Below are 25,959 nucleotides of genomic sequence, written 5' to 3'. Positions count from 1 at the left end.
CAACACCCAGTCATCAATATCAGGAGTCCCGAATGCAGGCATTACAAGGAATCAGGGTCGTCGATCTGAGTCGCGCGCTGTCGGGGCCGTTCTGCTCGATGGTGCTCGCCGATCTCGGCGCCGACGTGATCAAGGTCGAGTCGGGGCCGAACGGCGACATGAGCCGCGCGTGGGGGCCGTTCGATCGCGGCGTGAGCACGTACTACCTGTCCTGCAACCGCAACAAGCGCGGCATCTGCGTGGATTTCCGGCAGCCGGCCGGCCTCGACGTCGTGCGGCGGCTGATCGCGCAGGCCGACGTCGTGATCGAGAATTTCAAGGCAGGCACGATGGACGCGATGGGGCTCGGCTACGCCGCGCTGAGCGTGCGCGATCCGCGGCTCGTGATGGGCAGCGTCACCGCGTTCGGCCCGCGCGGCCCGTTGCGCGACTGGCCGGGCTTCGACCAGATCGCGCAGGGCTATGCGGGGCTGATGAGCCTCACCGGCTTTCCGGACGGCGAGCCGACCCGCACGGGCACCGCGATCGGCGATCTCAGCTCGGGGATGTGGGTCGCGACCGGCGTGATGGCCGCGCTGTTCGAACGCGAGCGCACGGGGCGCGGCCAGCATGTCGGCACGTCGCTGCTCGAAAGCCTCGTCGCGCTGCTGAGCGTGCACGGGCAACGCTACCTGAGCCTCGGCGACGTGCCGCGCCGCACCGGCAATGCGCATGCGGTGATCGCGCCGTACGGCGTGTTCGAGACGGCCGACGGGCCGCTCAACCTCGCGCCGATCACGACCGACATGTGGCTGCGGCTGTGCCGGTTGCTGGATCTGCCGGAGCTGCCGAACGATCCGCGCTTCGCGACCAACGAGGCGCGCGTCGAGCACCGCGACGCGCTGAAGGCGCTGCTCGAAAGCCGGCTGCGCACGCGCGGCAAGCGCGAATGGACGCAGCGCTTCGTCGAGGCCGGGCTGCCGGCCGGGCCGATCAATACGCTCGACGAAGTGTTCGACGATCCGCAGCTCGCGCATTGCGGGCTGGTCGAACCGGTCGCGCATCCGACGCTCGGGACGCTGCGCCAGATCGTCACGCCGCTCGGCGGGATGGGCGATGCCATGCCCGTGCCGCGCACGCGCCATGCGCCGCCGCTGCTCGGCGAGCATACGGTCGACGTGCTGCGCGAAGCGGGCTACGGCGACGACGCGATCGACGCGCTGCTGGCCGAGCGCGCGATCTTCCAGGCGGAAGCCGTGGCGGAGGCCGTGCAATGACCGATACGACGAAACACGACATGCCGTCGACCGTGACGGTCGACATGATCGGCGAGCGGATCGCGCGCGTGCGGTTCGCGAATCCGGCGCGGCGGCATGCGCTCGACGCACCGTTGCTCGATGCGCTCGTCGTCCGTCTCGATGCGCTTGTCGAGCTGGGTCCGCCACCCGTCGTGATCCTGTCGAACGACGGCAGCGGCGACGTGTGGAGCGCGGGGCACGACCTGCGCGAACTGGCCGACGACCGCGATCCGCTCGCGTACGGCAAGCCGCTCGAGCGGGCGCTGCGGCGCGTACGAACCTATCCGGGCGCGGTGATCGCGGCGGTGGCGGGGTCGGCGTGGGGCGGCGCGGTCGATCTCGTGATGAGCTGCGACCTCGTCGTCGCGGCGCGCGACGCGCGCTTCGCGATGACGCCGGCGAACATCGGCCTGCCGTATTCGACGAGCGGCCTGCTGCGCTTCTACGACAACCTGCCGATCCACGTGCTGAAGGAAATGTTCTTCTGCGCGCAGCCGCTCGATGCGGAGCGCGCCGCGCATCACGGGCTCGTGAACCGGCTGGCCGACGCGGGCGGCGTCGACGAGGCGGCGCTCGACGTCGCGCGCACGATTGCCGCGAAGGCGCCGCTCGCGGTGCACGCCGTGAAGGAGCAGTTGCGCGTGCTGCAGGACGCGCGGCCGTTGCCGGCCGACGCGTTCGAGCGGATCGCCGAGTTGCGCCGTCAAGCGTGCGAAGGCGCGGATTTCGACGAAGGGCTGCGTGCGTTTGCGGAGCGGCGCGCGCCGGTGTTTCGCGGCGTCTAGGTGTCGAGGTGTCAGGGCGGTGCCGCGGCGCGACGGCGGCGTGAGTTACACGCCGCCGATCGCATGCACGCCGACGAGCAGCAGCGCGCCCACCGCGATCAGCAGCAGCGCGTGAATGCGCGAGACCATCACGCACAGCGTCGACGCGACCGCGATCGTGCGTGCGGGCCAGCCGCCGTCGAGCGCCTGCAGCAGCACCCACACCGACGCGAGGATCATGCCGGCCGCGACCGGGCGCAGGCCGGCCTCGAGCGCGATCTGCCAGCGCGCGCCCTGGTGCCGCTGCCACAGGTGCGCGACGCCGTAGATCAGGAATGCGGTCGGGCCGAACAGCGCGAGTGTCGCGATCACCGCGCCCCAGAAGCCGGCCACCTGCCAGCCGATCAGCGTGGCAAGGAGCGAGCCGGGGCCCGGCGCCATCCGCGCGATCGCGAAGTCGTTCACGAATTGCGTGGCGGTTATCCAGTGATGGACGTCGACGACCTGCCGCTGGACGTCGGCGATGATTGCCTGCCCGCCGCCGATCGTCGCGATCGACAGCGGCGCGAACACGCCGAACAGCGCGGCGTAGCGTTGCGACGCGGTCATGGCGTGTCGCTCCCGGCCGGTGCCGCGGCCGCGCGGCGGTATTCGAGCGCGACGCTCAGCGTGCCGCCGACCAGCACGGTCCACACGAGCGGCCAGTGCAGCACCGCAACCGACACGAACGTGAGCGTCATCACCGTGAACGGCAGCGCGCGGCGCGGCAGCCGGCGCACGGCCGTGATCGCCATCGAGATCGACAGTCCGATCGCCGCGGCCGCCGCGCCGGCGAGTGCGACATGCGTGAGCGGGAAGCGCGTGAGGGTCGAGAACGCGACGCCGAACAGCACGATCAGCACGGCCGGCGGCGCGATGATGCCGGTGAAGCCGGCCACCGCGCCGCGCCATCCGGCGAGCCGGTAGCCGATCCAGATCGCGAGGTTCTTCACGTTGACGCCCGGCAACGCCTGCGACAACGCGAGGCCGTTGAGGAACGCCTCTTCGTCGAGCCAGCGCCGCTCGTGCACGAAGTCGCGCATCATCCGCCCGCTGAGCCCGCCGCCGAAACTGGTCAGGCCGATCTGCGCGAACGCGACGAACAGCGCGAGGGTGCCGGGCGCCGGCGCATCGCCTGCAGGCGGCGCCGGCGGGGTCGTGGTGGAGGGCGAGGGCATCGGGCGGGCGGCGCGTGGCGATTGGGCGGGCGCCCATGTTAGCAAGCGGTGCCTGTCAGCACGCTGACATTGGCTCGGCGTTGGTGCGATGAAAGCCCGCAGCCGATCGACCGGCACGATCCGGCGCGCACCCGCACGGATGCGAACCGGCGCCGCTAGGCGCGCACGACCGTCACGCCCGCCGCCTCGATCGGCTTCGTCAGCGCGGCTTCGGTTTCCTTCTCGACCACGATGGTCTGCGCCAGCGTGATGTCGCCGATCACGAACTGCGACGCCGCGCGCAGTTTCGACTGCGACGCGAGCACGACCGTCTCGGCCGCGCGTTCGGCCAGCGCGCGCTTGATCGCGGCTTCTTCGAAGTCGCCGGTGCTCAGCCCCGCGACCGGATGCACGCCCGTGACGCCCATGAAGTACAGGTCCGCATGGATGCGCGCGATGCCTTCCATCGCCGCGGCGCCGACCGCGACGATCGAATGCTTGTAGAGCCGCCCGCCGATCAGGATCACGTCGATCGACGGATGCGCGGCCAGCGCGACCGCGACGCTCGGGCTGTGCGTGACGATCGTCGCGCGCAGGTCGGCCGGCAACTGGCTGACGAGCAGTGCCGACGTCGTGCCGCCGTCGACGATCGCCACTTGCCCGGGCGCGATCATCTGCGCGGCCCGTCGCGCGATGCGCCGCTTTGCCGCCGTTTCGAGCACCTCGCGCTGCGCGAACGGCGCGACGGCCGACGACGCCGGCAGCGCGCCGCCATGCACGCGCTGCAGCAGGCCTTCGGCCGCCAGCTCGCGCAGGTCGCGGCGGATCGTGTCTTCGGACACGCCGAATTGCATGCTCAGTTCGACCGCCAGCACCTGGCCGTCGCGTGCGAGCGCGTCGAGGATCGCTTTCTTGCGTTGCGTCGTCAGCATCGTGTTTGCACGAAATTTCTTGAAGTTGCACGAATATGCACGTTACCATGGGCGCCGTCTTTTGTCGAATGGGAGGCTGCGATGGCTGCAACGCGGGAGCGCGTGCGCATCGTCGATACGACGGTGCTGTCCGATGACTGGTATGTGCTGAAGAAGGTGACGTTCGATTTCCTGCGCCGCGACGGAACGTGGCAGCGCCTGAGCCGCGAGACCTACGACCGCGGCAACGGCGCGACCATCCTGCTGCGCAATGCCGGCACGGGCGACGTGCTGCTGACGCGGCAGTTCCGGATGCCGGCGTTCGTCAGCGGGCACGACGGGATGCTGCTCGAAGCGGCTGCCGGCCTGCTCGACGACGCGACGCCCGAAGCACGCATCCGCGCGGAGGCCGAGGAGGAGACCGGCTATCGCGTGCGCGGCGTGCGCAAGGTGTTCGAGGCGTTCATGAGCCCGGGCTCCGTGACCGAGAAGCTGCACTTCTTCGTCGGCGAATACGATGCGTCGCTGCGCACCGGCGACGGCGGCGGCGTCGCGGAAGAGGGCGAGGATCTCGAGGTCGTCGAGATGCCGCTGCAGGCGGCGCTGGATGCAATCGAGCGCGGCGAGATCGTCGATGCGAAGACGATCATGCTGCTGCAGTACGTCGCGCTGCGGGAAACCGCCGGCGCGCGCGCGGCGTGACGCCGCTGCTCGTGCTGATCGCCGGCCCTTATCGCAGCGGCACGGACGGCGATCCCGCGCGCATCGCCGCGAACCTGCACCGGCTGGAAGCGGCGGCGCTCGCCGTGTATCGCCGCGGGCATGTGCCGATGATCGGCGAGTGGGTGTCGCTGCCGCTTGCAGTCGCGGCCGGGTCGCGACAGGTCGGCGACGAAATCAGCGAGGCGTTCCTGTATCCGGCCGCACACCGGCTGCTGCGGCGCTGCGATGCCGTATGGCGGATCGACGGCGCGTCGCGCGGCGCGGACGCGGATGTCAGCCTCGCGCGGCAGCTCGGCAAGCCGGTCTATTTCGCGGTCGACGAGATTCCGGTCGTGCAAGACGATTCGGATAGCTGAGCAGGCGGGGAGGTGTCGGGATGCGGCATCGCCGGTGCCTCCCTGCGTCGGCTGCAGCGGGAAAGGCCCGGCGCCACGCGTAATCGCGACATTGCGATAGCGTCATACAGTTGCATCGCACATGCGGCGCGGTGCCCGAACCGGCGTATGATCGCGACGCCACTCGCGCACCGTTCGACGTTACCGCCGCCCCGTCATGCCGTTCCCCGATTCCGCCGCCTCCACCGCTGCCGCCACGCAGCTTCCCGCCGAGCTCGTCGCTGCCGCCGTTGACGCGCTCGAGTGCGCCGACGCGTTGCTCGTGACGGCCGGCGCGGGCATCGGCGTCGATTCCGGGCTGCCGGATTTCCGCGGTACCGACGGCTTCTGGCGCGCGTATCCGGCGCTGCGCCACGAGCGTTTCGAATTCCACGAGATTGCGTCGCCGTACGCGTTCCGTGCACGTGCACAGCTCGCGTGGGGGTTCTACGGACACCGTCTCGCGCTCTACCGTGCGACGGTGCCGCACGCGGGTTTCGCGATCCTGCGTCGCTGGGTCGATGCGATGCCGAACGGCGGCTTCGTGCTGACGAGCAACGTCGACGGCCAGTTCCAGAAAGCCGGTTTCGATCCGGCGCGGATCGTCGAGATCCACGGCTCGATTCACGCGATGCAGTGCCTGCGGCCGTGCTCGGACGACACGTGGGATGCGGCGCCGTTCGTGCCGGACGTCGACGAAGCCACGTGCCGGCTGGTCGGCGAAGCGCCGCGCTGCCCGCGCTGCGGCGGCCTCGCGCGGCCGAACATCCTGATGTTCGGCGACACCGGCTGGCTCGGGGCGTGCTACGACGCGCAGGAACGTGCGCTGGAAGACTGGATCGCGCAAGCCGGGCGCGTCGCCGTGGTCGAGATCGGCGCGGGCACCGCGATTCCGACCGTCCGCTTGCTGAGCGAACGGCTCGGCGCCGACGTGATCCGCATCAACGCGCGCGAAGCCCATGCGCGCCGTGCCGACGTGATCGGATTGAAGGGCGGTGCGCTGGCGACGCTGACTGCGCTCGACCGCGCATGGCGCGGCGGCTGACGCCACGCCACGGGCCGGCCGGCGACGGCCGCGCGGTTACGGCCGGGCGACGAGCGCCTGCACGAGCGCAGGCGCTTGCGGCGAACCGAGACCCGTCACGTAGTCGTAGCCGCCCGCTGCGTTGCAGACGCTGCCGCAACTGCCGTTGGACCCGGTCGTCACGTCGTGATAGTCGCTGCCGTACGCGGTTTTCCCGACCGTATAGAGCGAGTCGTAGGTGCCGCTCAACCGGCTCTTGCCGGCCGCCGCGCGCAGCGAATTCGCGATCGCGACGAGCGCCGACCATTGCGGCGCGCCCGCGCTCGTGCCGCCGACCTGGAACCAGCCCGCCTGCCCCTGATAGGTGACCGAGTCGTACACCGCGAAGCCGCTGGACGGATTCGCGTCGTAGCTGACGTCGGGCACGCCGCGCTTGCCGGCGACCGGAACCGGCCACGCGGTCTGGCCGGCCGGCTCGGCCTCGAGGGTGCTCACGCCGCCGCCGCTGCCGCTCCACGCCGCCTCGCCGACGTAGTTGCCGTACGTATCGATGGACAACGTCGTGCCGCCCACCGCCACCACGTACGGCGACGCCGCCGGGTAATCGGTCCCGGCGCCGCTGTCGCCGGACGATGCGACGAACGTGACGCCCGCGACGTTGAAGTGGCTGTCGAAGCCGGTTTCGCTGCTGAACTCGCTGCCGCCGAAACTCATCGACACGACCGACGCACCGCGCTTGACCGCGACGTCGACCGCGGCCAGCAGGTCGCTGAAGCTGGCCGACGCGGCCTCGACGAGCATGATCTTGGCCTTCGGCGCGATCGCGTGCACCCATTCGACGTCGAGCGACATCTCGAGCGCCCAGCCCGAATCGGTCTTGGGCCGTGTACCGTGTGCGTACACCTTGGTGAAGCAGCCGTTCGACGACGTGCAGGCCGGTAGCGAGAACGCGTTGCTGAACACGCCGAGATCGGCCTCGATCTTCGGGTCGTCGTATGCATCGACGATCGCGACGACCATCCCGTCGCCCTGGTTGGCGATCGTGTCGAACCCGTATGCGTGTCGGGTGAGCGCGGGCGTGAGGCCGGATACCGTGGCCGTGCTCGCGCGCGGCTTCGTGTGGAACGGCGGGCGCGCGTATCCTTTCGGCGCGCGGTTGCCTTCGACGTAGGACGGCGGTCCGTTGCCGTCGGCGAGCGCGACACTCGATGCGAGCAGCGACGCGCACAGCACAGGAATCAACATGGATGACAGGCGGATATTGTTCATTTTTCGAGTCTCCATGTCGATGGAGTAGGTTGGCGAAACAAGTTTACAAAATCGGCGAAGTCAATTGGATGGAATATCGGCCGGATACGGGAATGTCTGATAAGGGAAACTACGCGGAATCCCCGTGAAATTTTGGGGTTTTCAGGAGTGACGTGCGACGGATAAGGCTGCGTTATCGATTTTTTAAAAAGGCTTGTAAATAATCGATCAATTTTGAATTGATTCGTAATGTCCTGCGTAATGCGTCGGAAAATATCGAATGTGTCGGACTCGCGGGAATAATGAAATGCATCATGCGGGGGCGGCACGATCCGGCGCACGACGGCCCGCTCCGCCGGCATTGCCGCCGCGGCGCGATTCCGCATACAGTTCAGCGTCGGCCGCATCCGCCGCGCGGCGTCGTCAGCGAGGAGTGCCCTTGTTCTATTCGATCGTCGCGATCTTCGTCGGCGCCGGGCTCGGCGCGTTGCTGCGCTGGTTCCTGAGCCTCGCGCTCAACGAATTCTTTCCCGCCGTGCCGCTCGGCACGCTCGCGGCGAACCTGATCGGCGGCTACGTGATCGGCATTGCCGCCGTCGTGTTCACGGCTCGCGTCGGGCTGCCGCCCGAGTGGCGGCTGTTCGTGATCACGGGCTTCCTCGGCGGCCTCACGACGTTCTCGACCTATTCGGTCGAAGTGATGACGCACGCGCTCGAGGGCGAATTCGGATGGGCGTTTGCGGTGGCTGCCCTACACTTGACTGGATCGTTCGCGCTGACGGCGCTCGGCATGTGGACCGCGCGCGCGTGGCTCGCGGCGGCCTGAGCGTGCCGCCATCGGAGGGAGCGATGGACAGGATCTTCTTGCGCTTCTACCTGCACGAGCAGCACCGGCTGCACTGGAAGCCGCTGTGGGAATGGCTGCTGGAGGAGGCGAACCGGATGGGCGTCGCGGGCGGTTCGGCGTTTCGCGCGATGGCCGGCTTCGGCCAGCATCGCGTGCTGCACGAGGACCGCTTCTTCGAACTGCAGGGTTCGCTCGCGATCGAGGTCGAATTCATCGTCACCGAGGACGAAGCGCAGCGTTTGCTCGAACGGCTGTCGCACGAGAAGGTGCGCGTGTGCTACGCGATGATTCCGGCGCGCTTCGGCGTGATCGACACGCTCGGCGCACCGCCGGCGCAGGGGCCGGCGGCCTAGGTGTGAAGCATCGCACCCAGGGGCGTCAGATGCCGAACATCGTCAGCGACACGGCGGCGCGCGTGACGATCATCAGCAGCACTTGCACGATCACGAACAGCAGGATCGGCGACAGGTCGATGCCGCCGAGGTTCGGGATGATGCGGCGCAGCGGGTTCAGGAACGGCGCGGTGAGCTGGAAGAGGATCGGCATCGCCGGCGAGCGTGGATTGAGCCACGACAGCAGCGCCATCAGGATCGTCATCCAGATCACGAGGTTAAGCGCCCACTTCACGACGGTGAGCAGCGCGACCACGACGAGCGTCGGGATCACCGCGGCCGGATCGAAGCCGGCCATCACGACCATCAGCACGACGTAGACGAGCGCGGTCAGCAGCGCGGCGACGACGCTGGCCCAGTCGATGCCGCGCACGCCCGCGATCACGCGGCGCAGCGGCAGCACGAGCCAGTTGGTCGCCTGCAGCACGGCCTGCGTGACGGGGTTGTACGGCGGCACGCGGACGGCCTGCATCCAGACGCGCAGGATCAGCGCGGCGCCGAACAGCGTGAAGACGGTATTGAGCAGAAAACGGGCGATCTCGCCGAACATCGTTGGCATCCTTTTTTTACAGTCGAGTAGCGTGCGGCCGCCAACGCCGGATGGCGGCGCATCGGCCGACACCTTATCACGCCTCGTCTCGCGGCGGGGAGGGGTGCGCGGCCGCGCGCGCGAGCGACGTTTCGACGGCTTCGGCGAGCGCCGGCAGCGACGCCGGCGGCACGGCGCGCTTCGCCGCGAGCGCGACCGCGCGGCGCGTCATCAGCGCGTACAGCATCGCGTGATCGCCGCCGCGCGCTTCGAGCAGCGCGAGCTGGCGTTCGACGATGCCCGTATCGCCGCGCGACACGGGGCCGGCGAGCGCGTTCGCGAGCCCCTTGTCGCGCGCGGTCTCGATCGTGCCGGCTAGCATCGGCAGCAGCGCGCGCAGCGCGGCGTCCTCGTCGAAACCGAGGCCGCGCCACAGCTCGACCGCTTCCGACAGTCCGCACAGCGCGAAGCTTGCCGCGTAGTGCGCGGCCGCATGATAGAGCATCCGGCCGCCGGCCGGAATCGACAGCGGATGGCAGCCGAGTGCGGCAGCAAGTCGCATCAGCGTCGCGTGCAGCGCGCCGTCGGCTTCGATCGTGACCGAGCAGCCGTCGATGCGCGCGAGGTCGGCGTCGGTGCCGCCGAACAGGTAGAGCGGATGGAAGCCGCCGGTGGCCGCGCCTTGCCGTTTTGCCGGATCGAGCAGCGCGACCGCCGACGCGCCGCTGCAGTGGACGACCGCCTGACTGGCGGCGTGCGATGCGTCGAAGCGGAGCGCCGCGGCGGTCGACGCGAGATGGTCGTCGGGGACCGTCAGGAAGATCAGGTCGGCGGCGTCGGCGACCTGCTGCGGCGTGTCGACGGCCCGGCAGCCGTCGATGCGCGCGGCGAGCGCCGCAGCCGATTCGGGCGTGCGGCTCGCGATCGCGACGACGGGAAAGCCGGCCTGCGCGAAGCGCTGCGCGACACAGCGCGCGAGGCGGCCGGCGCCGATGAAGCCGAGGCGGGGTGTGTCGGGGAGAGGCATGGCAGCGGACTTAAGCGAAAACGAAGCAGCCGCCAGTATCGCAGGAATGACGGCGCGGCCGCGGAAGGTCGATTGCCGCGCGGACCCATGTATTCATTACCGGTATGCGGTGCGATCCACACGCGTATTTGCGTCCTGCATCACGGTCGAATCGCGATTTTAAAATCCGACCCCGAAATGCATCGCGCGGGCGTTCGTCTTGAATTGTCGGCGTCTTGTCTCAAATTTGTAATCGTTGATTACGTACGCGTGCCCGCCGCGCGCGCCGTATCCGGTAAGACTGACCGGCCGTCGCGTTGCGACCCGACTCGTCGGACGGAATCGCGCGATCCGCAAGGGTCGCCGCAGGCTGCGGAAGCCGCGCTGCACGGCGGCTCCGGCCGCGTGCGATTGCAATTTGCAACAAATGCGCGACACGCGAGGGGCGGGTTTTCGCTACATTGCTTCCATGCGACGTGCATGCCCGCCGTTGCCGACAGGAGCGCAAAAAATACCGCTCCAGCAGGAGAATCGAAGTGAAAAAGCTCATTCCGTTCATCGCCGCCGCCGCGCTGGGCCTGGGTGTCGCAAGCGCCGCGCAGGCTCACGTGTCGATCGGGGTCGGCATCGGTATCCCGGTTGCGCCCGCGTACCCCGTCTACGCACCGCCGCCGCCCGTGTACTACGCGCCGCCGCCTCCGCCCGTCTACTACGCACCGGCACCGGCCTACTATGCGCCGCCGCCTGCCGTGGTCGTCGGCGGCTACGGCGGCTACGGTGGTTACTACGGTCGTCCGTACTGGCGTCATGGTTACGGCGGCTGGGGCCATCACGGCTACTGGCGTCGCTGACGCGTCCCGCGCGGCCTGACCGCGCGTGGCAAAACGGCGCAACGTCCCGCGAGGGGCGCTGCGCCGTTTTTCGTTGGGGCCGCCGCTCGACGCGCGGCCCGTGCAGGTCGGCTTGGCTTACGCCGCGTGCACGATCAGGTCGCGGTAGCCGCCGACGATCACGCTGTACGAGAAATACGCGAACAGCAGCGCCGACGCGATGTGGCACGCACGCATCAGCCCGGCGCCGGCGCGCTTGCGGCCCTGGCTCGCGAGCGTGCACATGAAGAGCGTCCACGCGAGGCCGCCGAGGAAGAAGCCCGACAGGAACACCGACGCGGTGGCCGGCGTGGTCGCGCCGGCTTTCGCGATCAGCGCGCCGCCGACCGCCGCGAACCACAGGATCGCGCTCGGCGACGACATTGCGAGCAGCATCCCGCGCATGAAACTGCGCCGCGCGCTCGCGCGCGGCGGCGGGGCATCGTCCGCGTCGTCGTCGGCCGCGTTGGCCGGCGCCAGCGCTTCGCGCGCCATCTTCCACGTGAGGAACAGCAGTACGGCGCCGCCGCCGATCCACACGATCCAGCGCACGGGTTCGAACTGCAGCATCACGGCCATCCCCGCGAGCGCGAGCGCCGCGTAGACGAGATCGCCGACGCACGAGCCGACGCCGAGCCAGAAGCCCGGCCGGAAGCCGTGCGACAGCGTCAGCGACAGCATTGCGACGTTCACGAGGCCGATGTCGAGACACAGCGACAGCGACAGAAAGAAACCGTCGGACAGCATCGAGGCGGGGGGGAAGCTCATCTTCGTCGTTCTGGTGGTGGGTGGGATGCACGGGCCGGCGGGCGCCGGCCGTACGGCCTCAGAGTCCGATCTCCTGCCAGAGCCGGTCGACGCGGGCCTTCACGGCCGCATCCATCTCGATCGGGCGGCCCCATTCGCGGTTCGTCTCGCCCGGCCACTTGTTGGTCGCGTCGAGCCCCATCTTCGAGCCGAGGCCGGCGACCGGCGACGCGAAGTCGAGATAGTCGATCGGCGTGCTGTCGACCATCACCGTGTCGCGCACGGGGTCGACACGCGTCGTGATCGCCCAGATCACTTCCTTCCAGTCGCGGATGTTCACGTCCTCGTCGACGACCACGATGAACTTCGTATACATGAACTGCCGCAGGAAGCTCCACACGCCGAACATCACGCGCTTCGCGTGGCCCGCGTAGCTCTTCTTCATCTGGACGATAGCCATCCGGTAGCTGCAGCCTTCGGGCGGCAGGTAGAAGTCGGTGATCTCCGTGAACTGCTTCTGCAGCAGCGGCACGAACACCTCGTTGAGCGCGACGCCGAGCACCGCGGGCTCGTCGGGCGGTTTGCCCGTATAGGTCGAGTGGTAGATCGCGTCGCGGCGCATCGTGATGCGCTCGACGGTGAACACCGGGAACCACTCCTGCTCGTTGTAATAGCCGGTGTGGTCGCCGTACGGCCCTTCGAGCGCGTGCTCGTACGCGGCGGACGCGTTGCCGGCCGGACGCGGCGGCGCGCCGGCCGGAGCGGGGGCAGGGGTGCCGTCCTGCGGATGGATGAAGCCTTCGAGCACGATCTCCGCGCGCGCGGGCACCTGCAGCGTGTCGACGCCGGGCGTCAGGCACTTCGCGAGCTCCGTGCGGCTGCCGCGCAGCAGGCCGGCGAACTGGTATTCGGACAGCGAATCGGGCACGGGCGTCACCGCGCCGAGCGTCGTGGCCGGATCGGCACCGAGCACGACCGCGACCGGATACGGCTTGCCGGGGTTCTGCAGCGCGAATTCGCGGAAGTCGAGCGCGCCGCCGCGATGCGCGAGCCAGCGCATGATCAGCTTGTTGCGGCCGATCAGTTGCTGGCGGTAGATGCCGAGGTTCTGGCGCGACTTGTTCGGCCCGCGCGTGACCGTCAGGCCCCACGTGACGAGCGGCCCCGCATCGCCGGGCCAGCAGGTCTGGATCGGCAGCTTGTGCAGATCGACATCGGCGCCTTCCCAGACGATCTCCTGGCACGGCGGCGACGAGACCGACTTCGGCGCCATGTCCCACACGGCCTTCGCGAGCGACAGCAGCTTGCCGGCGTCCTTCAGGCTCTTCGGCGGGTCGGGTTCCTTCAGCGCGGACAGCAGGCGCCCGAGATCGCGCAGCGAACCGAGCGCGGCGTCGTCGCCCGCATCGACGCCCATCCCGAGCGCGACGCGGCGCGGCGTGCCGAACAGGTTGCCGAGCACGGGAAACGCATTGCCGGGCGGCGCGTCGAACAGCAGCGCAGGGCCGCCGGCACGCAGCACGCGGTCGCACAGCTCGGTCATTTCGAGCACGGGCGACACGGGTTGCGTGACGCGCCGCAGTTCGCCGAGCGCTTCGAGGCGCTGGATGAAATCGCGTAAGTCTTTGTATTTCATGAAGAAGGTCCGGGCCGCCCGCAGGGCGGGCGACGGTGGGCGGGCGCAGCGGCCGGCTGCGGCCCCGAATCGACCGACGATTTTACCCGGCTCGCCGCATGGACGCCCGGCCGAGAAAAAAGTCGACCGCGCGCAAACGCCCTACGGCACGGGGCCTCCGATCTGAAGGTCGGTTTTAAATTACTTTTTGTTATGATTTCAATGTTTTATAGTGTTGACGATCTATAAAACCCTGCTAGAATCCGCTCACATTGGCTGCAGGGTAAAAGGCTTCGAGCCGCCAATCACCGATCTTTGACGCAGCGCGTCACCGTCCGCCGAATCCTGCACGGCGTATTCGACGGCTTTAGTCGTAGTCCCAGCCAGCGCTACCAGACGCTGGTTTTTTGCGTGGGTGCCACCGCGTATGCCCGTCTCGCCCACTGTGCGAAGGCGCCGGCCCTCTTGCACCGTGGCCCCGAACGGTACTTATACCGTTTCCCCGATGCTTGCACGTCCCAACCAAGGCGTGCGGCGTCGTGATTCCGCGGCACGTATTCTGTCTCGCCATCGAGCCGAGCGAGCCGCACGAGTCATGTTCATGGGAGATGATCTGAATGAACGCTTGGTTATCGTGGCGTCCCACTGAGCAGCATGCGCAAATCGTGCGCAACATGCTGCGTCGCGGGACGCGTGTCAGTCACCATCTATTCAGCGTTGTCGGCTGTCTCGCTGTCGCGGTTGCACTTGCACTGTGGCTGCTGCCAACCGTACGCGGCACGCTTGCCGCGAAGCTGATGCCGGTCGTGTCCGCGGCCGTGCAGGCCGGTCCGGCCCGTTTGCTGACCGGCCATCCGCTGCCGAACTTCGCGCCTGCCGGCGCGCAGCCGCAGCAGGAAGAAAGCCCCGAAACGGACGCGCTTGCGGTCGGCCTCGACGTCGCACCGGAAGCCGCCGCGCAGGGCGACGCGTCCGATCCGGCCCGCAACGGCCCGTCGCCCGTCGCGCTTGCCAAACTGATCCCGACCCAGCGGGTGGCGGCCGATGCGCGCGACGATCGTGCGCTCGCGTCGAACCGCGAACAGGCGCTCGTCGCGACCTATCTGTCGCGCCGTTACCGCATCGCGCAGGAGCCGCTCGGCCAGCTCGTGAAAGCCGCGTTCCAGACCGGCCGTGACGTCGGCCTCGATCCGCTGCTGCTGCTGTCCGTGATGGCGATCGAATCGGGCTTCAACCCGTACGCCGAAAGCGGCGTCGGCGCGAAGGGCCTGATGCAGGTCATGTCGAAGGTCCATTCCGACAAGTTCGAGTATTTCGGCGGTACCGATACTGCACTGCAGCCGCTTGCGAACCTCCAGGTCGGTGCACTCGTGCTGAAGGACTGCATTGCCCGCGGCGGCTCGCTCGCGAACGGCCTGCGCCTGTACAACGGCTCGACGAACCCCGACGACACCGCATACGGTGCGAAGGTGATGGCCGAGCGCGGCCGCCTGCGCGACGTGTCGCACGGCCGCAGCGTGTCGGTCAATGCACCGCAGGCGCCGGCGAAGCCGATTGTCACGGCCGCCGCCGTGACGGCAGGCGGCGCGAAGCGCGTGCATGCGACGCTCGAAACCGCGACGTCGGCGAAGACGGCCGCGCCGAAGGAAACCTCGCCGCAGGACGACGCGAGCGTCGATACCGCGAAGCAGTCGCACGGCGGCCATTCAGAGCTCGGCGCGTAACGTACGGCAGTAACGTACCGCACGGTTCCGGCCGGCAGGAAATGCAAAAGGCACCCGATCGGGTGCCTTTTCTTTTTGGCGGTGTGTGGAACGGCCGGGGTGCCGGCCGCGGTGTCAGTGCTGCCCGAACAGTGTCGCGAGCCGTTCGACCGCTTCTTCGAGCCGCGAGTAGGCCGTCGCATAGGACAGACGGATATAGTCGCGCGGCGCATGGACGCCGAAGTCCATGCCGGGCACCAGCACGACGCCAGCGTCGTGCAGCATCGCCTGCGTGAGCGCGGCGCTGTCGCCGGCCGCCGGGTGGGCGACGCCGCCGCAATGCGCATAGACATAGAACGCGCCGTCCGGCATCACCGGCACCGTGAAGCCGAGCCGTTCGAGCGCCGGTGCGATGAAATCGCGGCGGCGTTTGAATTCGAGCCGGCGCGCTTCGTAGATGTCGAGCGTGGCCGGTTCGAAGCACGCGAGCGCCGCGTGCTGCGCGAGTGCGGACGGGCAGATGAACAGGTTCTGCGAAAGCTTCTCGAACGTTCCGACCAGCGCGGGCGGCACGACGAGCCAGCCGAGCCGCCAGCCCGTCATGCTGAAATACTTCGAGAAGCTGTTCACGGTGACGACATCGTCGCCGAACGACAGCGCCGACACGGGCGCCGCGTCGTAGCTGAGCCCCTGGTAGATCTCGTCGACGATCGTGAAGCCGCCGCGTGCGCGTACGGCTGCGACGATCCGCTTCAGCTCGTCCGGCTCGAGCGACGTGCCGGTCGGGTTCGACGGCGATGCGAGCAGCACGCCGCGCGTGCGGTCGCTCCAGCGCGAGCGGACGTCGTCCTCGGTGAGCTGGAAGCGCGCATCCGGGCCGCTCGGCACGAGCACCGCGCGGCCTTCGGCCGCCGCGACGAAATGCCGGTTGCACGGATACGACGGGTCGGGCATCAGCACCTCGTCGTCGCGGCCGACGAGCGCGAGGCACGCGAGCAGCAGCGCGGCCGATGCGCCGGCCGTCACGACGATCCGTTCGGGGCTGATCGTGAGGCCGTACGCGCGCGCGTAGTGCGCGGCGATTGCTTCGCGCAGCGGCGCAATGCCGAGCGCGCTCGTGTACTGCGTGACGCCGCGGCGCAGCGCGGCCGCGGCCGCGTCGACGACAGGCTCCGGCGCGGTGAAATCCGGTTCGCCGATGCCCATGTGGATAACATCGCGCCCGGAGGACTCGAGCCGCTGTGCCTCCTTCATCAGTTCCATCACGTAGAAGGGCTGGATCGCGTCGACGCGTGCGGCGAGCGTGACGAGCGAATCGGCGGTGGTATTCATCGGTCGGGCGGGGCGAGGAGGGCGGGGGAATAAAAAACGGGCGCTTGCGCGCCCGTGGACAAACGGTATCAGCCGTTGCGGCGCGCCTGCGTTTCAGCGGGGCGCAGCTTCGCGGCGAGCTTGTCGAGCACGCCGTTCACGTACTTGTAGCCGTCGGAGCCGCCGAACGTCTTCGCGAGTTCGACAGCTTCGTTGATGATCACGCGGTACGGCGTTTCGACGTGGTGCGTGAGCTCGAACGTCGCGATCAGCAGCACCGCGCGTTCGACCGGCGACAACTGGTCGATCGGACGGTCCAGCGACGGCGTCAGCGCTTCGACGAGCGTCGCGTGCTCGCGGATCACGCCGTGCAGGATGGCTTCGAGCAGCTCCTTGTCAGCCTTGTCGTAACCGAGCGCGCCGCGCAGTTGCGCGTCGATCTCGCCGGAGGGCGCGTTCGACAGCAGCCACTGGTACAGGCCCTGCGTCGCCAGCTCGCGCGATTGTCGGCGGGCGCTCTTCTTCATGCGCGCTCCTCTTCGTCGTCTTCGTCTTCTTCTTCGTCCTCGTCGTCGTCGTCGTCGCCGAGCTGGTCGAGCGCCATCGTCAGGTTGGCCATCTCGACGGCGACGCGCGCGGCGTCACGACCCTTTTCGGTCATGCGCGCGACGGCCTGCTCGTCGTTTTCGGTCGTCAGGACCGCGTTCGCGATCGGCAGGTTGAAGTCGAGGCCGATGCGGGTGATGCCCGCGCCGCTCTCGTTCGACACGAGTTCGAAGTGGTAGGTCTCGCCGCGGATCACCGCGCCGAGCGCGATCAGCGCGTCGAACTGGCCGCTTTCCGCGAGCTTCTGCAGCGCGAGCGGGATTTCCAGCGCGCCGGGCACCGACACGAGCAGCACGTCTTCACCGGTGACGCCGAGGCGCTCCAGTTCTTCGACGCACGCGTCGGCGAGACCGTTGCACACGGGTTCGTTGAAGCGCGATTGCACGATGCCGATACGCAGGCCGTCGCCTTCGAGATTCGGTTGGTATTGTCCGATTTCCATGATCTTGTCCGTGGTGTGGATGAGCGGTTATAGGGCGAAAGCGTCGTGGCGGGTTACGCGTTGGACGCCGGGCAGGACTTGGCTTCGCCGCCGGGCATCGGAATGAAGCCCGTGACTTCGAGGCCGTAGCCGGACATGCTGCCCAGCTTGCGCGGATTCGACAGCACCTGCATCTTGCCGACGCCGACATCGCGCAGGATCTGCGCGCCGATGCCGAACGTCTTGAAATCGACCGGCCGGCGCTTGAGCGCAGCGGCCTTTTCTTCCTCGTCGAACGCCTTGAAGACGTCGATCAGGTGTTCCTTCGTGTCGCCGCAGTTGAGCAGCACGATCACGCCGAGGTCGCGTTCCGCGATGTCGCGCATCGCGGCGTCGAGCGTCCACGAGTGCGTCGACACGCCCGTTTCGAGCAGATCGAGGACCGACAGCGGTTCGTGCACGCGCACCGGCGTATCGACGTCGGGCGACGGCGTGCCGCGCACCAGCGCGATGTGCGGCGAACCGCTCGGCTGGTCGCGGTACAGCACCGCGCGGAACGTGCCGTGCGCGGTCTGCATCGTGCGCTCGGCGATCCGCTCGATGATCGATTCGGTGCGGCTGCGGTACTGGATCAGGTCGGCGATCGTGCCGATCTTCAGACCGTGTTCCTTTGCGAATTCGATCAGGTCGGGCAGGCGCGCCATCGTGCCGTCGTCCTTGATGATCTCGCAGATCACCGCGGCCGGCGTGAGGCCCGCGAGCGCGGTGAAATCGCAGCCGGCCTCGGTGTGGCCCGCGCGCACGAGCACGCCGCCCGGCTGCGCCATGATCGGGAACACGTGACCCGGCTGCACGATGTGCTCGGGACGCACGTCGTGCGCGACCGCCGTGGCGATCGTGTGCGCACGGTCGGCGGCCGAGATGCCGGTCGTCACGCCTTCGGCCGCTTCGATGCTGACCGTGAACGCCGTGCCGTACTGCGTGCCGTTGCGGTAGGTCATCAGCGGCAGGTGCAACTGCTTGCAGCGCTCCTGCGTCAACGTCAGACAAACCAGGCCGCGGCCGTACTTGGCCATGAAGTTGATCGCTTCCGGCGTGACGAATTCGGCGGCGATCACGAGATCGCCTTCGTTTTCGCGGTCTTCTTCGTCGACCAGGATCACCATCCGGCCGGCTTTCAGCTCGGCGATGATGTCGAGCGTGGAGGCGAGCGTCATAAGGGGGCGAGAAAGAGGAAAGTGCGTATTTTACGCCAGCCGGACGGCGTTTCGGCTGGCGCGGGTTGTGCGCGGCCGGCAAGCGCTCCGGAAGGCGGTGCGGCCGGCCTGCGCGGCCGGCCGGCCCGGGCCGCCGAACGTTGCCTGCACGCGGGTGCGGGCGGTTGCGGGCCGGGCCGTGCCCGGCCGTGCGTCATGCGTCATGCATGCTCGTTGCGCCCGCCGAGGTAGTCGAGCTTGCCGAGCTCGACGCCGCTGTGGCGCAGGATGTCGTACGCGGTTGTTACGTGGAAGAAGAAATTGGGCAGCACGAAGTTCAGCAGGTATGACTGGCCGGTGAACTCGATCGGGCCGACGCGCATTTTCAGCACGATCTGGCGCGCCTCGCTGCCGTCGATCTGCGCGGCGTCGAAGCTTGTCAGGTAGTCGATCGTCTTCTGGATGCGCGCGTGCAGTTCGTCGAACGTCTGCTCGACGTCCGGGTAGCTCGGGATCTCGGTGCCGGCGAGCCGCGCCGCACAGCCCTTGGCCGTGTCGGTCGCGATGTAGACCTGGCGGACGAGCGGCAGCATGTCCGGGTAGAGGCGCGCGCCAATGAACACCGACGGGTCGATCTGCTTCTCGGCCGCGTGCGCCTGCACCTTGCCGAGGATGTGCTGCAGGTTGGTCAGGCCGCGGATCAGGACGGGCAGCGAAGCCTGGTACATCGAGATGGACATGGGAACGACTCCTGTGGGAAGAACGGCGGCCGGTACGCGGCGCGTCGTGCGTTGCGGCGTTGAAACCGCTGTCGACGCATCTTAGCGCGACGGCATGACCCGTGCGCGTCGTTGGCCATTCGGTCGAGGATCGGGCCCGCGGGTCGACGAGCGGATGCGACGGGAATCGTTTCGATGGGGGCAGGTCAATCGGAATCGACCGGCTGACGGGACAGGCTATGATTGGAAATGGGGCCAGGGCGTTGCCTCGTATTGACGAGACAGCGAAGCGCTGGAACGCGGATCGCCCGATCGGGCGACTCACCAAGTAAGCCAGCAGCAATGAAGCTCGTGAATGAGCAAATCAATGGATCGATCCATTTTTTCTCCCTCCCGGACTTTCAATAAGCTAACGCAGTGAGTGATGGGGCATGACTTTACCTTGCTCGCGGTTCCCCTTCGGAAAGTTATGATTCGCCCCCATTCATTGGGCGTAAAGCGACCAAGGACCGCTCCGGTAAACGCTAGGCTAAGAGGACGGTCACAACCAGTGGTAGTAGGTGTCATATCGTCGCAGGTTTCCAGGCGACAGGAGCCGCGGACGGACCATACATGAACGGCGCTGGCACATACTGAAAGTGTATATACTTCGTTAGTATATTGGGATTGGTTGGAGGGATGTATGGCGAAAGAGGCGGTTTTCACGATGAAGCTCGAGCCGGAATTGCGTGACGCGTTCATGGCCGAGGCCGAGGCGGCACATCGACCGGCATCGCAACTCATGCGCGAACTGATGCGCGCATTTATCCAGCGTCAGCGCGAAGCGCGCGAGTACGACGAATTCCTTGGCAGGAAGGTCGAGGCGGCCCGCGCCTCGGTGCGGGCTGGGCAAGGTAGCTCGAACGATCAAGTTGCGGCCCGATTTGCGAAACGGCGAGCTGGCGCCGCGGGCAAGGCATGAGGGTAGTCTGGGCCCCGGAGGCTGAAGCGGATCGCGAACTGATATGGGAATACATCGCGAGCGATAGTCTTGCCGCCGCGGCGCGCATGGACGAACTGTTCGACGCCCCGCGCAACGGTTGGCGGACTTTCCCGAATCAGGTCGTTTAGGCCGCATCGCGGGGACGCGTGAACTGATTCCGCACGAAAACTACCGGCTCGTGTACGAGATTTCGGGCAGCATCGTATGGATACTGGCACTGGTTCATACGCCCAGGATGTGGCCACCGGTACGTGATAACGCTTGAATGACCTGCTGCTACGAGCGCCCCAAAGGAGACGACGTCGACAGCATCCGCTCGACATACCGCGCGATCATGTCGACTTCCAGATTGACCTTGTCGCCGGCCTTCAGGTGGCGCAGCGTCGTGACCTCGACCGTATGCGGAATCAGGTTGATCGAGAATTCGCAGCCGTCCGCGCGATCGTCGACCGTGTTGACGGTCAGGCTCACGCCGTTGACCGTGATCGACCCCTTGTACGCGAGATAGCGGCCGAGCTCGCGCGGCGCGACGATCCGCAGCTCGTGCGACTCGCCGACCGGCGCGAAGCGCGACACGGTGCCGAGGCCGTCGACGTGGCCCGACACGATGTGCCCGCCAAGGCGGTCGTGCGCGCGCAGCGCCTTCTCGATGTTGACTTCGCCGGGTTGGCCGAGGCCGACCGTGCGGTTCAGGCTTTCGCGCGACACGTCGACGTCGAACGCGGTGTCGGTCTTTTCGATCACCGTCATGCACGCGCCCTGGATCGCGATGCTGTCGCCCAGCGCGACGTCGGCGAGGTCGAGCCCGCCGGCCAGCACGGTCAGGCGGACGCCCGCATCGGCCGACGAGCCGAGCGGACTGATCGATTCGATGCGGCCGACGGCGGCGACAATTCCGGTAAACATCGTGACGATCCCGTTCAGTGCGTGGCGTCGGACGGTGCGAATCGCGCCAGGATCCGCAGATCGTCGCCGATCCGCTCGATACCGTGAAACGACAGTCGCGTGCGTGCGTCGAGATTCGCCGGCGCGGCGAGGTCGAACATGCCGGCCGCGTCGGCGCCCAGCAGGCTCGGCGCGAGATAGACGAGCAATTCGTCGACGCACTGTTCGCGCAGCAGCGAGCCGTTCAGCTTGTGGCCGGCCTCGACGTGCAGCTCGTTGACGCCGCGCGCACCGAGCGCCGCCAGCATCGCGGGCAGGTCGACCTTGCCGTGCGCATTCGCGAGCGGCACGATTTCCGCGCCGCGCGCCTTCAGCACGTTCGCGCGCAATTCGCCGGCGGCGTCGAGCCGGCCGCAGAAGATCAGCAGCGGTGCGCCTTCGAGCAGCCGCGCGTCGAGCGGCAGGTCGAGGCGGCTGTCGACCAGGATGCGCTGCGGCTGGCGCGGCGTGTCGATGCCGCGCACGGTCAGCAGCGGGTTGTCCTCGCGCACGGTGCCGATGCCGGTGAGGATCGCGCAGGCGCGCGCGCGCCAAGCGTGTCCGTCGAGGCGTGCGGCATCGCCGGTGATCCACTGGCTTTCGCCGGACGGCAGCGCGGTGCGGCCGTCGAGTGACGCGGCGGTCTTCATCCGCACCCACGGGCGGCCGCGCGTCATCCGCGACACGAAGCCGATGTTCAGTTCGCCGGCTTCGTGCGCGAGCAACCCGCAGCGCACGTCGATGCCCGCGTCGCGCAGCATGCCGAGGCCGCGCCCCGATACCTGCGGGTTCGGGTCTTCCATCGCCGCGACGACCTTCGCGACGCGCGCTTCGATCAGCGCGTTCGCGCACGGCGGCGTGCGGCCGAAATGGCTGCACGGCTCGAGCGTCACGTAGACGGTCGAGCCCGCGACGTCGTGGCCGCGCGAGCGCGCGTCCTTCAGCGCCTGCACTTCCGCGTGGTCCTGGCCGGCCGGTTGCGTGAAGCCTTCGCCGATCACGTCACCGTCCTTGACGATCACGCAGCCGACGCGCGGGTTCGGCGCCGTCGTATACATCCCGCGCGCGGCGAGCGCGAGCGCGCGCTCCATGCGGGCGAAATCGATATCCGAGAACATGCGCGCGGCCCCGGGTCAGGCGGCGAGTGCCGCGAACGCGCGGCGCGCGGCCGCGAGCGTCGCGTCGATCACCGCGTCGTCGTGCGTGCTCGACACGAAGCCGGCCTCGTACGCGGACGGCGCGAAGTACACGCCCTCGTCGAGCATCAGGTGGAAGAAGCGGTTGAAGCGCTCGGTGTCGCTCTTCGTGACTTCCGCGAAGCTGGTCGGCACGCGCTCGGCGAAGTAGAGGCCGAACATCGCGCCGATCGAGTCGGCCGCGAACGGCACGCCGACTGCACGCGCTTCGGCCGCGAGGCCTTCTGCGAGACGCTTCGTCTGCGCGGTGAGCGCGTCGTAGAAGCCCGGCGCCTGGATCAATTGCAGCGTCTTCAGGCCCGCGGCGACCGCGATCGGGTTGCCCGACAGCGTGCCGGCCTGGTAGACGCCGCCGAGCGGTGCGAGATGGGCCATGATGTCGCGGCGGCCGCCGAACGCGGCGGCCGGCATCCCGCCGCCGATCACCTTGCCGAGGCAGGTGAGGTCGGCCGTGATCCCGTAGTACGCTTGCGCGCCGCCGAGCGCGACGCGGAAACCGCACATCACCTCGTCGAAGATCAGCACGGCGCCGTGCTTCGTGCACAGCGCGCGCAGCGCGTTCAGGAATTCGGGCGTGCCGCGCACGAGGTTCATGTTGCCCGCGACGGGCTCGACGATCACCGCGGCGATCTCGTCGCCGAACGCGCCGAATGCTTCCTCGAGCGCGGCGACGTTGTTGTATTCGAGGACGGTCGTGTGCTTCGCGATGTCGGCGGGCACGCCGGCCGACGTCGGGTTGCCGAACGTCAGCAGGCCCGAGCCGGCCTTGACGAGCAGGCTGTCCGCGTGGCCGTGGTAGCAGCCCTCGAACTTGACGATGCGGCTGCGGCCCGTGAAGCCGCGTGCAAGACGCAGCGCGCTCATCGTGGCCTCGGTGCCGCTCGACACCATTCGCACCTGCTCGATCGACGGCACGAGCTTGCAGATTTCCTCGGCGATCTCGATCTCGGCCTCGGTCGGCGCGCCGAACGAGAAGCCGTCGGCCAGCACGTTTTGCACGGCCGTCAGCACTTCCGGATGGACGTGGCCGACGATCATCGGGCCCCACGAGCCGATGTAGTCGATGTACTGCTTGCCGTCGGCATCCCAGAAATACGGGCCTTGCGCGCGCGCGACGAAACGCGGCGTGCCGCCGACCGAACGGAATGCGCGCACCGGCGAGTTGACGCCGCCGGGAATGGTCTTCTGGGCGCGTTCGAAGAGGATCTGATTATTGGACATGAGCGAAACCTGCGAGAGAAGGGCGCGGGGGCCTGTGCACGGGCCGCGGCGCCTGGGCGGAACGATCGTCTGATTGTACCGGAGACGCGCGCGGCGGGCCCGCTGGCCGGTCTGCGGCCTTTCGGCGCGCAGGGACGCAGGCGGGGGCCGGAAACGAGGGCTCCATTCGATCCGGCGACCGATCCGGTTAGAGCGGCGGCTTGCGCTTGCCGGTCAGCTCGGCCCAGCGTTTCTCGAGCGGGCCTTCGACCATCGGCTTGATCGACGTGCCGGACGTCTGCGCATCCCAGGTCTGTACCGAGTACGGGTGGACGCGCAGCGCGTCGCGCGCGATCACGACGTCCTGGTGCGCGTCGACCAGCCAGTCGTACACGAAGTCGATGCACAGCCGGTAACCGCGCTTCGTCGACGGATCGGGCACCTCGTACGGCGCGCGCGTCACGTAGCCGGAGCCGAATACACCTTTGGGCTCTTTCGCGACGCGGTGCAGGAACACGCGGTCGCCCGGCAGGATGCTGCGCGCGAAGCCGCAGCCCCACACGTCATGCACGGCTTCGCCGGCCTTCACGCGCGCGGCGACGTCGGGCAGTTCTGGCCATGGCCATTTCTTGGGGCTCCAGATCAGCAGGAAAGCGGTCATCGGTTCGGTCGTGCGTCGAATTGGTCAGACAAGAGAAGCAAGCAGCAGCAAGCTTAATCGAATCCGCGCGCGATCCCGCGATCCCGCGCGACGGGCGCCGCGCCGGTGTTTCCTGGCCCGCTCCCGCACACGGCCCGCAGCACGCAAAAAAGTTGCGCGTACAATCATGGGCCCGAGCGCGCCGTCTGCGGCGCGGCCCCCGTCTTCACCGCCACGCGCGCCCCGATGCGCGCGGGCTTCAATCCGGATACCCATGTCTCACGTCGTCCGGCGCCGGCCCGATGCCCGGCTGATCCTGTTGCTCGGCGCGCTCGCCGCCTGCGGGCCGATCGCCACCGACATGTACCTGCCGAGCCTGCCGTCGATCGCCGACGGCTTCTCCGTCAGCCCCGGCGCCGCGCAGCGCACGCTGACGAGCTTCATGGCCGGCTTCTCGATCGGCATGCTGCTGTACGGCCCGCTGTCCGACACGTGGGGCCGCCGCCCCGTGCTGCTCGGCGGCATCGCGCTGTTCACGCTCGCGAGTATCGGCTGCTTCGTCGCGGGCTCGATCGACATGCTGATCGTCGTGCGCTTCCTGCAGGCGCTCGGCGCCGGCGCCGCGTCGGTGCTGGCCCGTGCGATCGCGCGCGACGCGCACGAGCCGAGCGACGCGGCGAAGGTGCTGTCGATGGTCGCGATCGTCACCGCGGTCGGGCCGCTGCTCGCGCCGTTGATCGGCGGCCAGATCCTGCGCTTCTCGGGCTGGCGCGGTGTGTTCGTCGTGCTGGCCGTGTTCGGTGCGGTGTGCGCGGCGACCGCGTACCTGCGCGTGCCCGAAACCTGGCCGAAGGAGCGGCGCAAGAGCACGGCCGTGCTCGCGTCGTTCGCGTCGTACGGGCGCATCCTGTCCGATCCCGTTGCGTGGGGGCACATGCTGTGCGGCGGGATGGCGTTCGCGTCGATGTTCTCGTACATCACCGCGACGCCGTTCGTGTACATCGAGTATTTCCACGTGTCGCCGCAGCACTACGGGCTGCTGTTCGGCCTGAACGTCGTCGGGATCATGATCGGCAACTTCGCGAACACGCGGCTCGTCGGCCGCATCGGCTCGCTGCGCATCATCGCGGCCGCGTCGCTCGTGAGCTGCATCGCGTCGCTCGCGGTCGCGCTCGTCGCGCTGACCGGGTGGGGCGGGCTGTGGTCGATCGTCGTGTGCCTGTTCTTCGTCGTCGGCGTGGTCGGGATCCTGTCCGCGAACTGCACGACCGACCTCATGCATCGCTATCCGCACAACGCGGGCGCGTCGGCCGCCGTGTTCGGCGCGATGCAGCTCGCGCTCGGCGCGCTGGCGAGCGTCGCGATCGGCGCACTCGCGGACGGCACGCCGTTCGCGATGGGCGTGACGATCGGCGTCACGGGCGTGCTGTGTTTCGCCGGCCGCTACCTCGTGCTGCGCTGGCACGGGCGGCCGGTGAAAGCAGGCGCCTGAACCGGCAGCCGGGCGGCACCATGAACAACGCCACCGCGCGCGATGCG

At 68.3% G+C, this 25,959-nt stretch carries 29 protein-coding genes; 12 read left to right on the top strand and 17 right to left on the bottom strand.

Annotated elements, in window-relative coordinates; genetic code table 11:
• Positions 1 to 32: 32 nt before the first annotated feature.
• Together JYG32_RS09865 and scpB are read left to right on the top strand one after the other, a co-directional pair.
• Positions 33 to 1,256 carry a CaiB/BaiF CoA transferase family protein gene (locus tag JYG32_RS09865; protein WP_213263443.1) on the top strand — a complete coding sequence of 408 codons (1,224 nt, stop codon included), beginning with the start codon at positions 33 to 35 and terminating at the stop codon, positions 1,254 to 1,256.
• Positions 1,253 to 2,062 carry a methylmalonyl-CoA decarboxylase gene (gene scpB / locus JYG32_RS09860; RefSeq protein WP_213263442.1) on the top strand — a complete coding sequence of 270 codons (810 nt, stop codon included), beginning with the start codon at positions 1,253 to 1,255 and terminating at the stop codon, positions 2,060 to 2,062. The genes JYG32_RS09865 and scpB overlap by 4 nt, the downstream gene beginning before the upstream one ends.
• Before the next feature lie 45 nt (positions 2,063 to 2,107).
• On the opposite strand, the gene JYG32_RS09855 is transcribed toward scpB, so the two are convergent.
• The 3 genes from JYG32_RS09855 to JYG32_RS09845 form a co-directional block, all read right to left on the bottom strand.
• Complete coding sequence (locus JYG32_RS09855) at positions 2,108 to 2,650, bottom strand: chromate transporter (protein ID WP_213263441.1); 543 nt, start codon at positions 2,648 to 2,650, stop codon at positions 2,108 to 2,110.
• The gene (locus JYG32_RS09850; protein WP_213263440.1) at positions 2,647 to 3,258 is read right to left on the bottom strand and encodes a chromate transporter; all 612 of its coding nucleotides are present in this window, start codon (positions 3,256 to 3,258) and stop codon (positions 2,647 to 2,649) included. Before JYG32_RS09850 ends, JYG32_RS09855 begins: the two co-directional genes overlap by 4 nt.
• Before the next feature lie 155 nt (positions 3,259 to 3,413).
• On the bottom strand, positions 3,414 to 4,169 hold the full coding sequence (locus tag JYG32_RS09845) for a DeoR/GlpR family DNA-binding transcription regulator (RefSeq protein ID WP_213263439.1): 756 nt from the start codon (positions 4,167 to 4,169) through the stop codon (positions 3,414 to 3,416).
• Between the two features lie 81 nt (positions 4,170 to 4,250).
• On the opposite strand from JYG32_RS09845, the gene JYG32_RS09840 reads away from it, so the two are divergent.
• The 3 genes from JYG32_RS09840 to JYG32_RS09830 all read left to right on the top strand — a co-directional run bounded on the left by JYG32_RS09840 (position 4,251) and on the right by JYG32_RS09830 (position 6,290).
• Positions 4,251 to 4,850, top strand: a complete 600-nt coding sequence (locus JYG32_RS09840; protein ID WP_174379672.1) for an NUDIX domain-containing protein — start codon at positions 4,251 to 4,253, stop codon at positions 4,848 to 4,850.
• The gene (locus tag JYG32_RS09835) at positions 4,847 to 5,227 is read left to right on the top strand and encodes a DUF4406 domain-containing protein (protein WP_213263438.1); all 381 of its coding nucleotides are present in this window, start codon (positions 4,847 to 4,849) and stop codon (positions 5,225 to 5,227) included. Before JYG32_RS09840 ends, JYG32_RS09835 begins: the two co-directional genes overlap by 4 nt.
• A gap of 196 nt (positions 5,228 to 5,423) precedes the next feature.
• Entirely contained in the window at positions 5,424 to 6,290 is an 867-nt protein-coding gene (locus JYG32_RS09830) for an SIR2 family NAD-dependent protein deacylase (protein ID WP_213263437.1), read from the top strand.
• A gap of 36 nt (positions 6,291 to 6,326) precedes the next feature.
• On the opposite strand, the gene JYG32_RS09825 is transcribed toward JYG32_RS09830, so the two are convergent.
• Positions 6,327 to 7,514 (bottom strand): S53 family peptidase, encoded by a 1,188-nt coding sequence (locus JYG32_RS09825; protein WP_433960851.1) that lies wholly within the window; start codon positions 7,512 to 7,514, stop codon positions 6,327 to 6,329.
• 442 nt (positions 7,515 to 7,956) lie between these two features.
• Between JYG32_RS09825 and crcB the strand changes: the two genes are divergently transcribed.
• Together crcB and JYG32_RS09815 are read left to right on the top strand one after the other, a co-directional pair.
• Positions 7,957 to 8,343, top strand: coding sequence for a fluoride efflux transporter CrcB (gene crcB / locus JYG32_RS09820; protein ID WP_174379676.1), 387 nt, complete (start codon positions 7,957 to 7,959; stop codon positions 8,341 to 8,343).
• A 23-nt stretch (positions 8,344 to 8,366) separates the two neighbouring features.
• Positions 8,367 to 8,717 carry a DUF190 domain-containing protein gene (locus JYG32_RS09815; protein WP_047900029.1) on the top strand — a complete coding sequence of 117 codons (351 nt, stop codon included), beginning with the start codon at positions 8,367 to 8,369 and terminating at the stop codon, positions 8,715 to 8,717.
• Positions 8,718 to 8,742: 25 nt separating this feature from the next.
• Here JYG32_RS09815 and JYG32_RS09810 read toward each other — a convergent pair whose 3' ends face one another.
• Together JYG32_RS09810 and JYG32_RS09805 are read right to left on the bottom strand one after the other, a co-directional pair.
• Complete coding sequence (locus JYG32_RS09810) at positions 8,743 to 9,306, bottom strand: YggT family protein (RefSeq protein ID WP_174379677.1); 564 nt, start codon at positions 9,304 to 9,306, stop codon at positions 8,743 to 8,745.
• Positions 9,307 to 9,382: 76 nt separating this feature from the next.
• Complete coding sequence (locus tag JYG32_RS09805) at positions 9,383 to 10,312, bottom strand: Rossmann-like and DUF2520 domain-containing protein (protein WP_213263435.1); 930 nt, start codon at positions 10,310 to 10,312, stop codon at positions 9,383 to 9,385.
• A gap of 515 nt (positions 10,313 to 10,827) precedes the next feature.
• Between JYG32_RS09805 and JYG32_RS09800 the strand changes: the two genes are divergently transcribed.
• Positions 10,828 to 11,142 carry a hypothetical protein gene (locus JYG32_RS09800; RefSeq protein ID WP_174379679.1) on the top strand — a complete coding sequence of 105 codons (315 nt, stop codon included), beginning with the start codon at positions 10,828 to 10,830 and terminating at the stop codon, positions 11,140 to 11,142.
• A gap of 117 nt (positions 11,143 to 11,259) precedes the next feature.
• On the opposite strand, the gene JYG32_RS09795 is transcribed toward JYG32_RS09800, so the two are convergent.
• Together JYG32_RS09795 and JYG32_RS09790 are read right to left on the bottom strand one after the other, a co-directional pair.
• The gene (locus JYG32_RS09795; RefSeq protein WP_213263434.1) at positions 11,260 to 11,928 is read right to left on the bottom strand and encodes a LysE family translocator; all 669 of its coding nucleotides are present in this window, start codon (positions 11,926 to 11,928) and stop codon (positions 11,260 to 11,262) included.
• 58 nt (positions 11,929 to 11,986) lie between these two features.
• Positions 11,987 to 13,543 carry a UbiD family decarboxylase gene (locus tag JYG32_RS09790; protein ID WP_174379681.1) on the bottom strand — a complete coding sequence of 519 codons (1,557 nt, stop codon included), beginning with the start codon at positions 13,541 to 13,543 and terminating at the stop codon, positions 11,987 to 11,989.
• 596 nt (positions 13,544 to 14,139) lie between these two features.
• Here JYG32_RS09790 and JYG32_RS09785 point away from each other — a divergent pair.
• Positions 14,140 to 15,246 carry a lytic transglycosylase domain-containing protein gene (locus JYG32_RS09785; protein WP_174379682.1) on the top strand — a complete coding sequence of 369 codons (1,107 nt, stop codon included), beginning with the start codon at positions 14,140 to 14,142 and terminating at the stop codon, positions 15,244 to 15,246.
• A gap of 114 nt (positions 15,247 to 15,360) precedes the next feature.
• Here JYG32_RS09785 and JYG32_RS09780 read toward each other — a convergent pair whose 3' ends face one another.
• The 5 genes from JYG32_RS09780 to JYG32_RS09760 form a co-directional block, all read right to left on the bottom strand.
• Complete coding sequence (locus tag JYG32_RS09780; protein ID WP_213263433.1) at positions 15,361 to 16,557, bottom strand: pyridoxal phosphate-dependent aminotransferase; 1,197 nt, start codon at positions 16,555 to 16,557, stop codon at positions 15,361 to 15,363.
• A gap of 68 nt (positions 16,558 to 16,625) precedes the next feature.
• A complete protein-coding gene (gene nusB / locus JYG32_RS09775) occupies positions 16,626 to 17,063 on the bottom strand; it encodes a transcription antitermination factor NusB (protein WP_050011615.1) in 438 nt (145 codons plus the stop codon).
• On the bottom strand, positions 17,060 to 17,584 hold the full coding sequence (gene ribH / locus JYG32_RS09770; RefSeq protein WP_213263432.1) for a 6,7-dimethyl-8-ribityllumazine synthase: 525 nt from the start codon (positions 17,582 to 17,584) through the stop codon (positions 17,060 to 17,062). The genes nusB and ribH overlap by 4 nt, the downstream gene beginning before the upstream one ends.
• Before the next feature lie 53 nt (positions 17,585 to 17,637).
• Positions 17,638 to 18,780 carry a bifunctional 3,4-dihydroxy-2-butanone-4-phosphate synthase/GTP cyclohydrolase II gene (gene ribBA / locus JYG32_RS09765; protein WP_174379684.1) on the bottom strand — a complete coding sequence of 381 codons (1,143 nt, stop codon included), beginning with the start codon at positions 18,778 to 18,780 and terminating at the stop codon, positions 17,638 to 17,640.
• Between the two features lie 200 nt (positions 18,781 to 18,980).
• A complete protein-coding gene (locus JYG32_RS09760) occupies positions 18,981 to 19,499 on the bottom strand; it encodes a DUF1993 domain-containing protein (RefSeq protein WP_213263431.1) in 519 nt (172 codons plus the stop codon).
• Between the two features lie 661 nt (positions 19,500 to 20,160).
• Here JYG32_RS09760 and JYG32_RS09755 point away from each other — a divergent pair.
• Both JYG32_RS09755 and JYG32_RS38880 read left to right on the top strand, forming a co-directional pair.
• Positions 20,161 to 20,439 carry an antitoxin of toxin-antitoxin stability system gene (locus tag JYG32_RS09755; RefSeq protein WP_174379686.1) on the top strand — a complete coding sequence of 93 codons (279 nt, stop codon included), beginning with the start codon at positions 20,161 to 20,163 and terminating at the stop codon, positions 20,437 to 20,439.
• 118 nt (positions 20,440 to 20,557) lie between these two features.
• Positions 20,558 to 20,725, top strand: a complete 168-nt coding sequence (locus JYG32_RS38880) for a type II toxin-antitoxin system RelE/ParE family toxin (protein ID WP_249744527.1) — start codon at positions 20,558 to 20,560, stop codon at positions 20,723 to 20,725.
• 11 nt (positions 20,726 to 20,736) lie between these two features.
• Here the strand turns inward: JYG32_RS38880 and JYG32_RS09745 are convergent, their stop codons facing one another.
• The 4 genes from JYG32_RS09745 to JYG32_RS09730 form a co-directional block, all read right to left on the bottom strand.
• Positions 20,737 to 21,366 carry a riboflavin synthase gene (locus JYG32_RS09745; protein ID WP_213263430.1) on the bottom strand — a complete coding sequence of 210 codons (630 nt, stop codon included), beginning with the start codon at positions 21,364 to 21,366 and terminating at the stop codon, positions 20,737 to 20,739.
• A gap of 14 nt (positions 21,367 to 21,380) precedes the next feature.
• On the bottom strand, positions 21,381 to 22,502 hold the full coding sequence (gene ribD / locus JYG32_RS09740) for a bifunctional diaminohydroxyphosphoribosylaminopyrimidine deaminase/5-amino-6-(5-phosphoribosylamino)uracil reductase RibD (RefSeq protein WP_213263429.1): 1,122 nt from the start codon (positions 22,500 to 22,502) through the stop codon (positions 21,381 to 21,383).
• Between the two features lie 15 nt (positions 22,503 to 22,517).
• Entirely contained in the window at positions 22,518 to 23,801 is a 1,284-nt protein-coding gene (hemL, locus tag JYG32_RS09735) for a glutamate-1-semialdehyde 2,1-aminomutase (RefSeq protein WP_174379689.1), read from the bottom strand.
• 187 nt (positions 23,802 to 23,988) lie between these two features.
• Positions 23,989 to 24,441, bottom strand: coding sequence for a hypothetical protein (locus JYG32_RS09730; protein ID WP_213263428.1), 453 nt, complete (start codon positions 24,439 to 24,441; stop codon positions 23,989 to 23,991).
• A 253-nt stretch (positions 24,442 to 24,694) separates the two neighbouring features.
• Between JYG32_RS09730 and JYG32_RS09725 the strand changes: the two genes are divergently transcribed.
• Positions 24,695 to 25,912 carry a Bcr/CflA family multidrug efflux MFS transporter gene (locus JYG32_RS09725; protein WP_174379691.1) on the top strand — a complete coding sequence of 406 codons (1,218 nt, stop codon included), beginning with the start codon at positions 24,695 to 24,697 and terminating at the stop codon, positions 25,910 to 25,912.
• Positions 25,913 to 25,959: the final 47 nt, after the last annotated feature.

Source organism: Burkholderia pyrrocinia, assembly GCF_018417535.1.
Lineage (GTDB): Bacteria > Pseudomonadota > Gammaproteobacteria > Burkholderiales > Burkholderiaceae > Burkholderia > Burkholderia pyrrocinia_E.
Note: the sequence above shows the minus strand (reverse complement) of the source record. Positions and strands in the feature narration are given on the sequence as shown.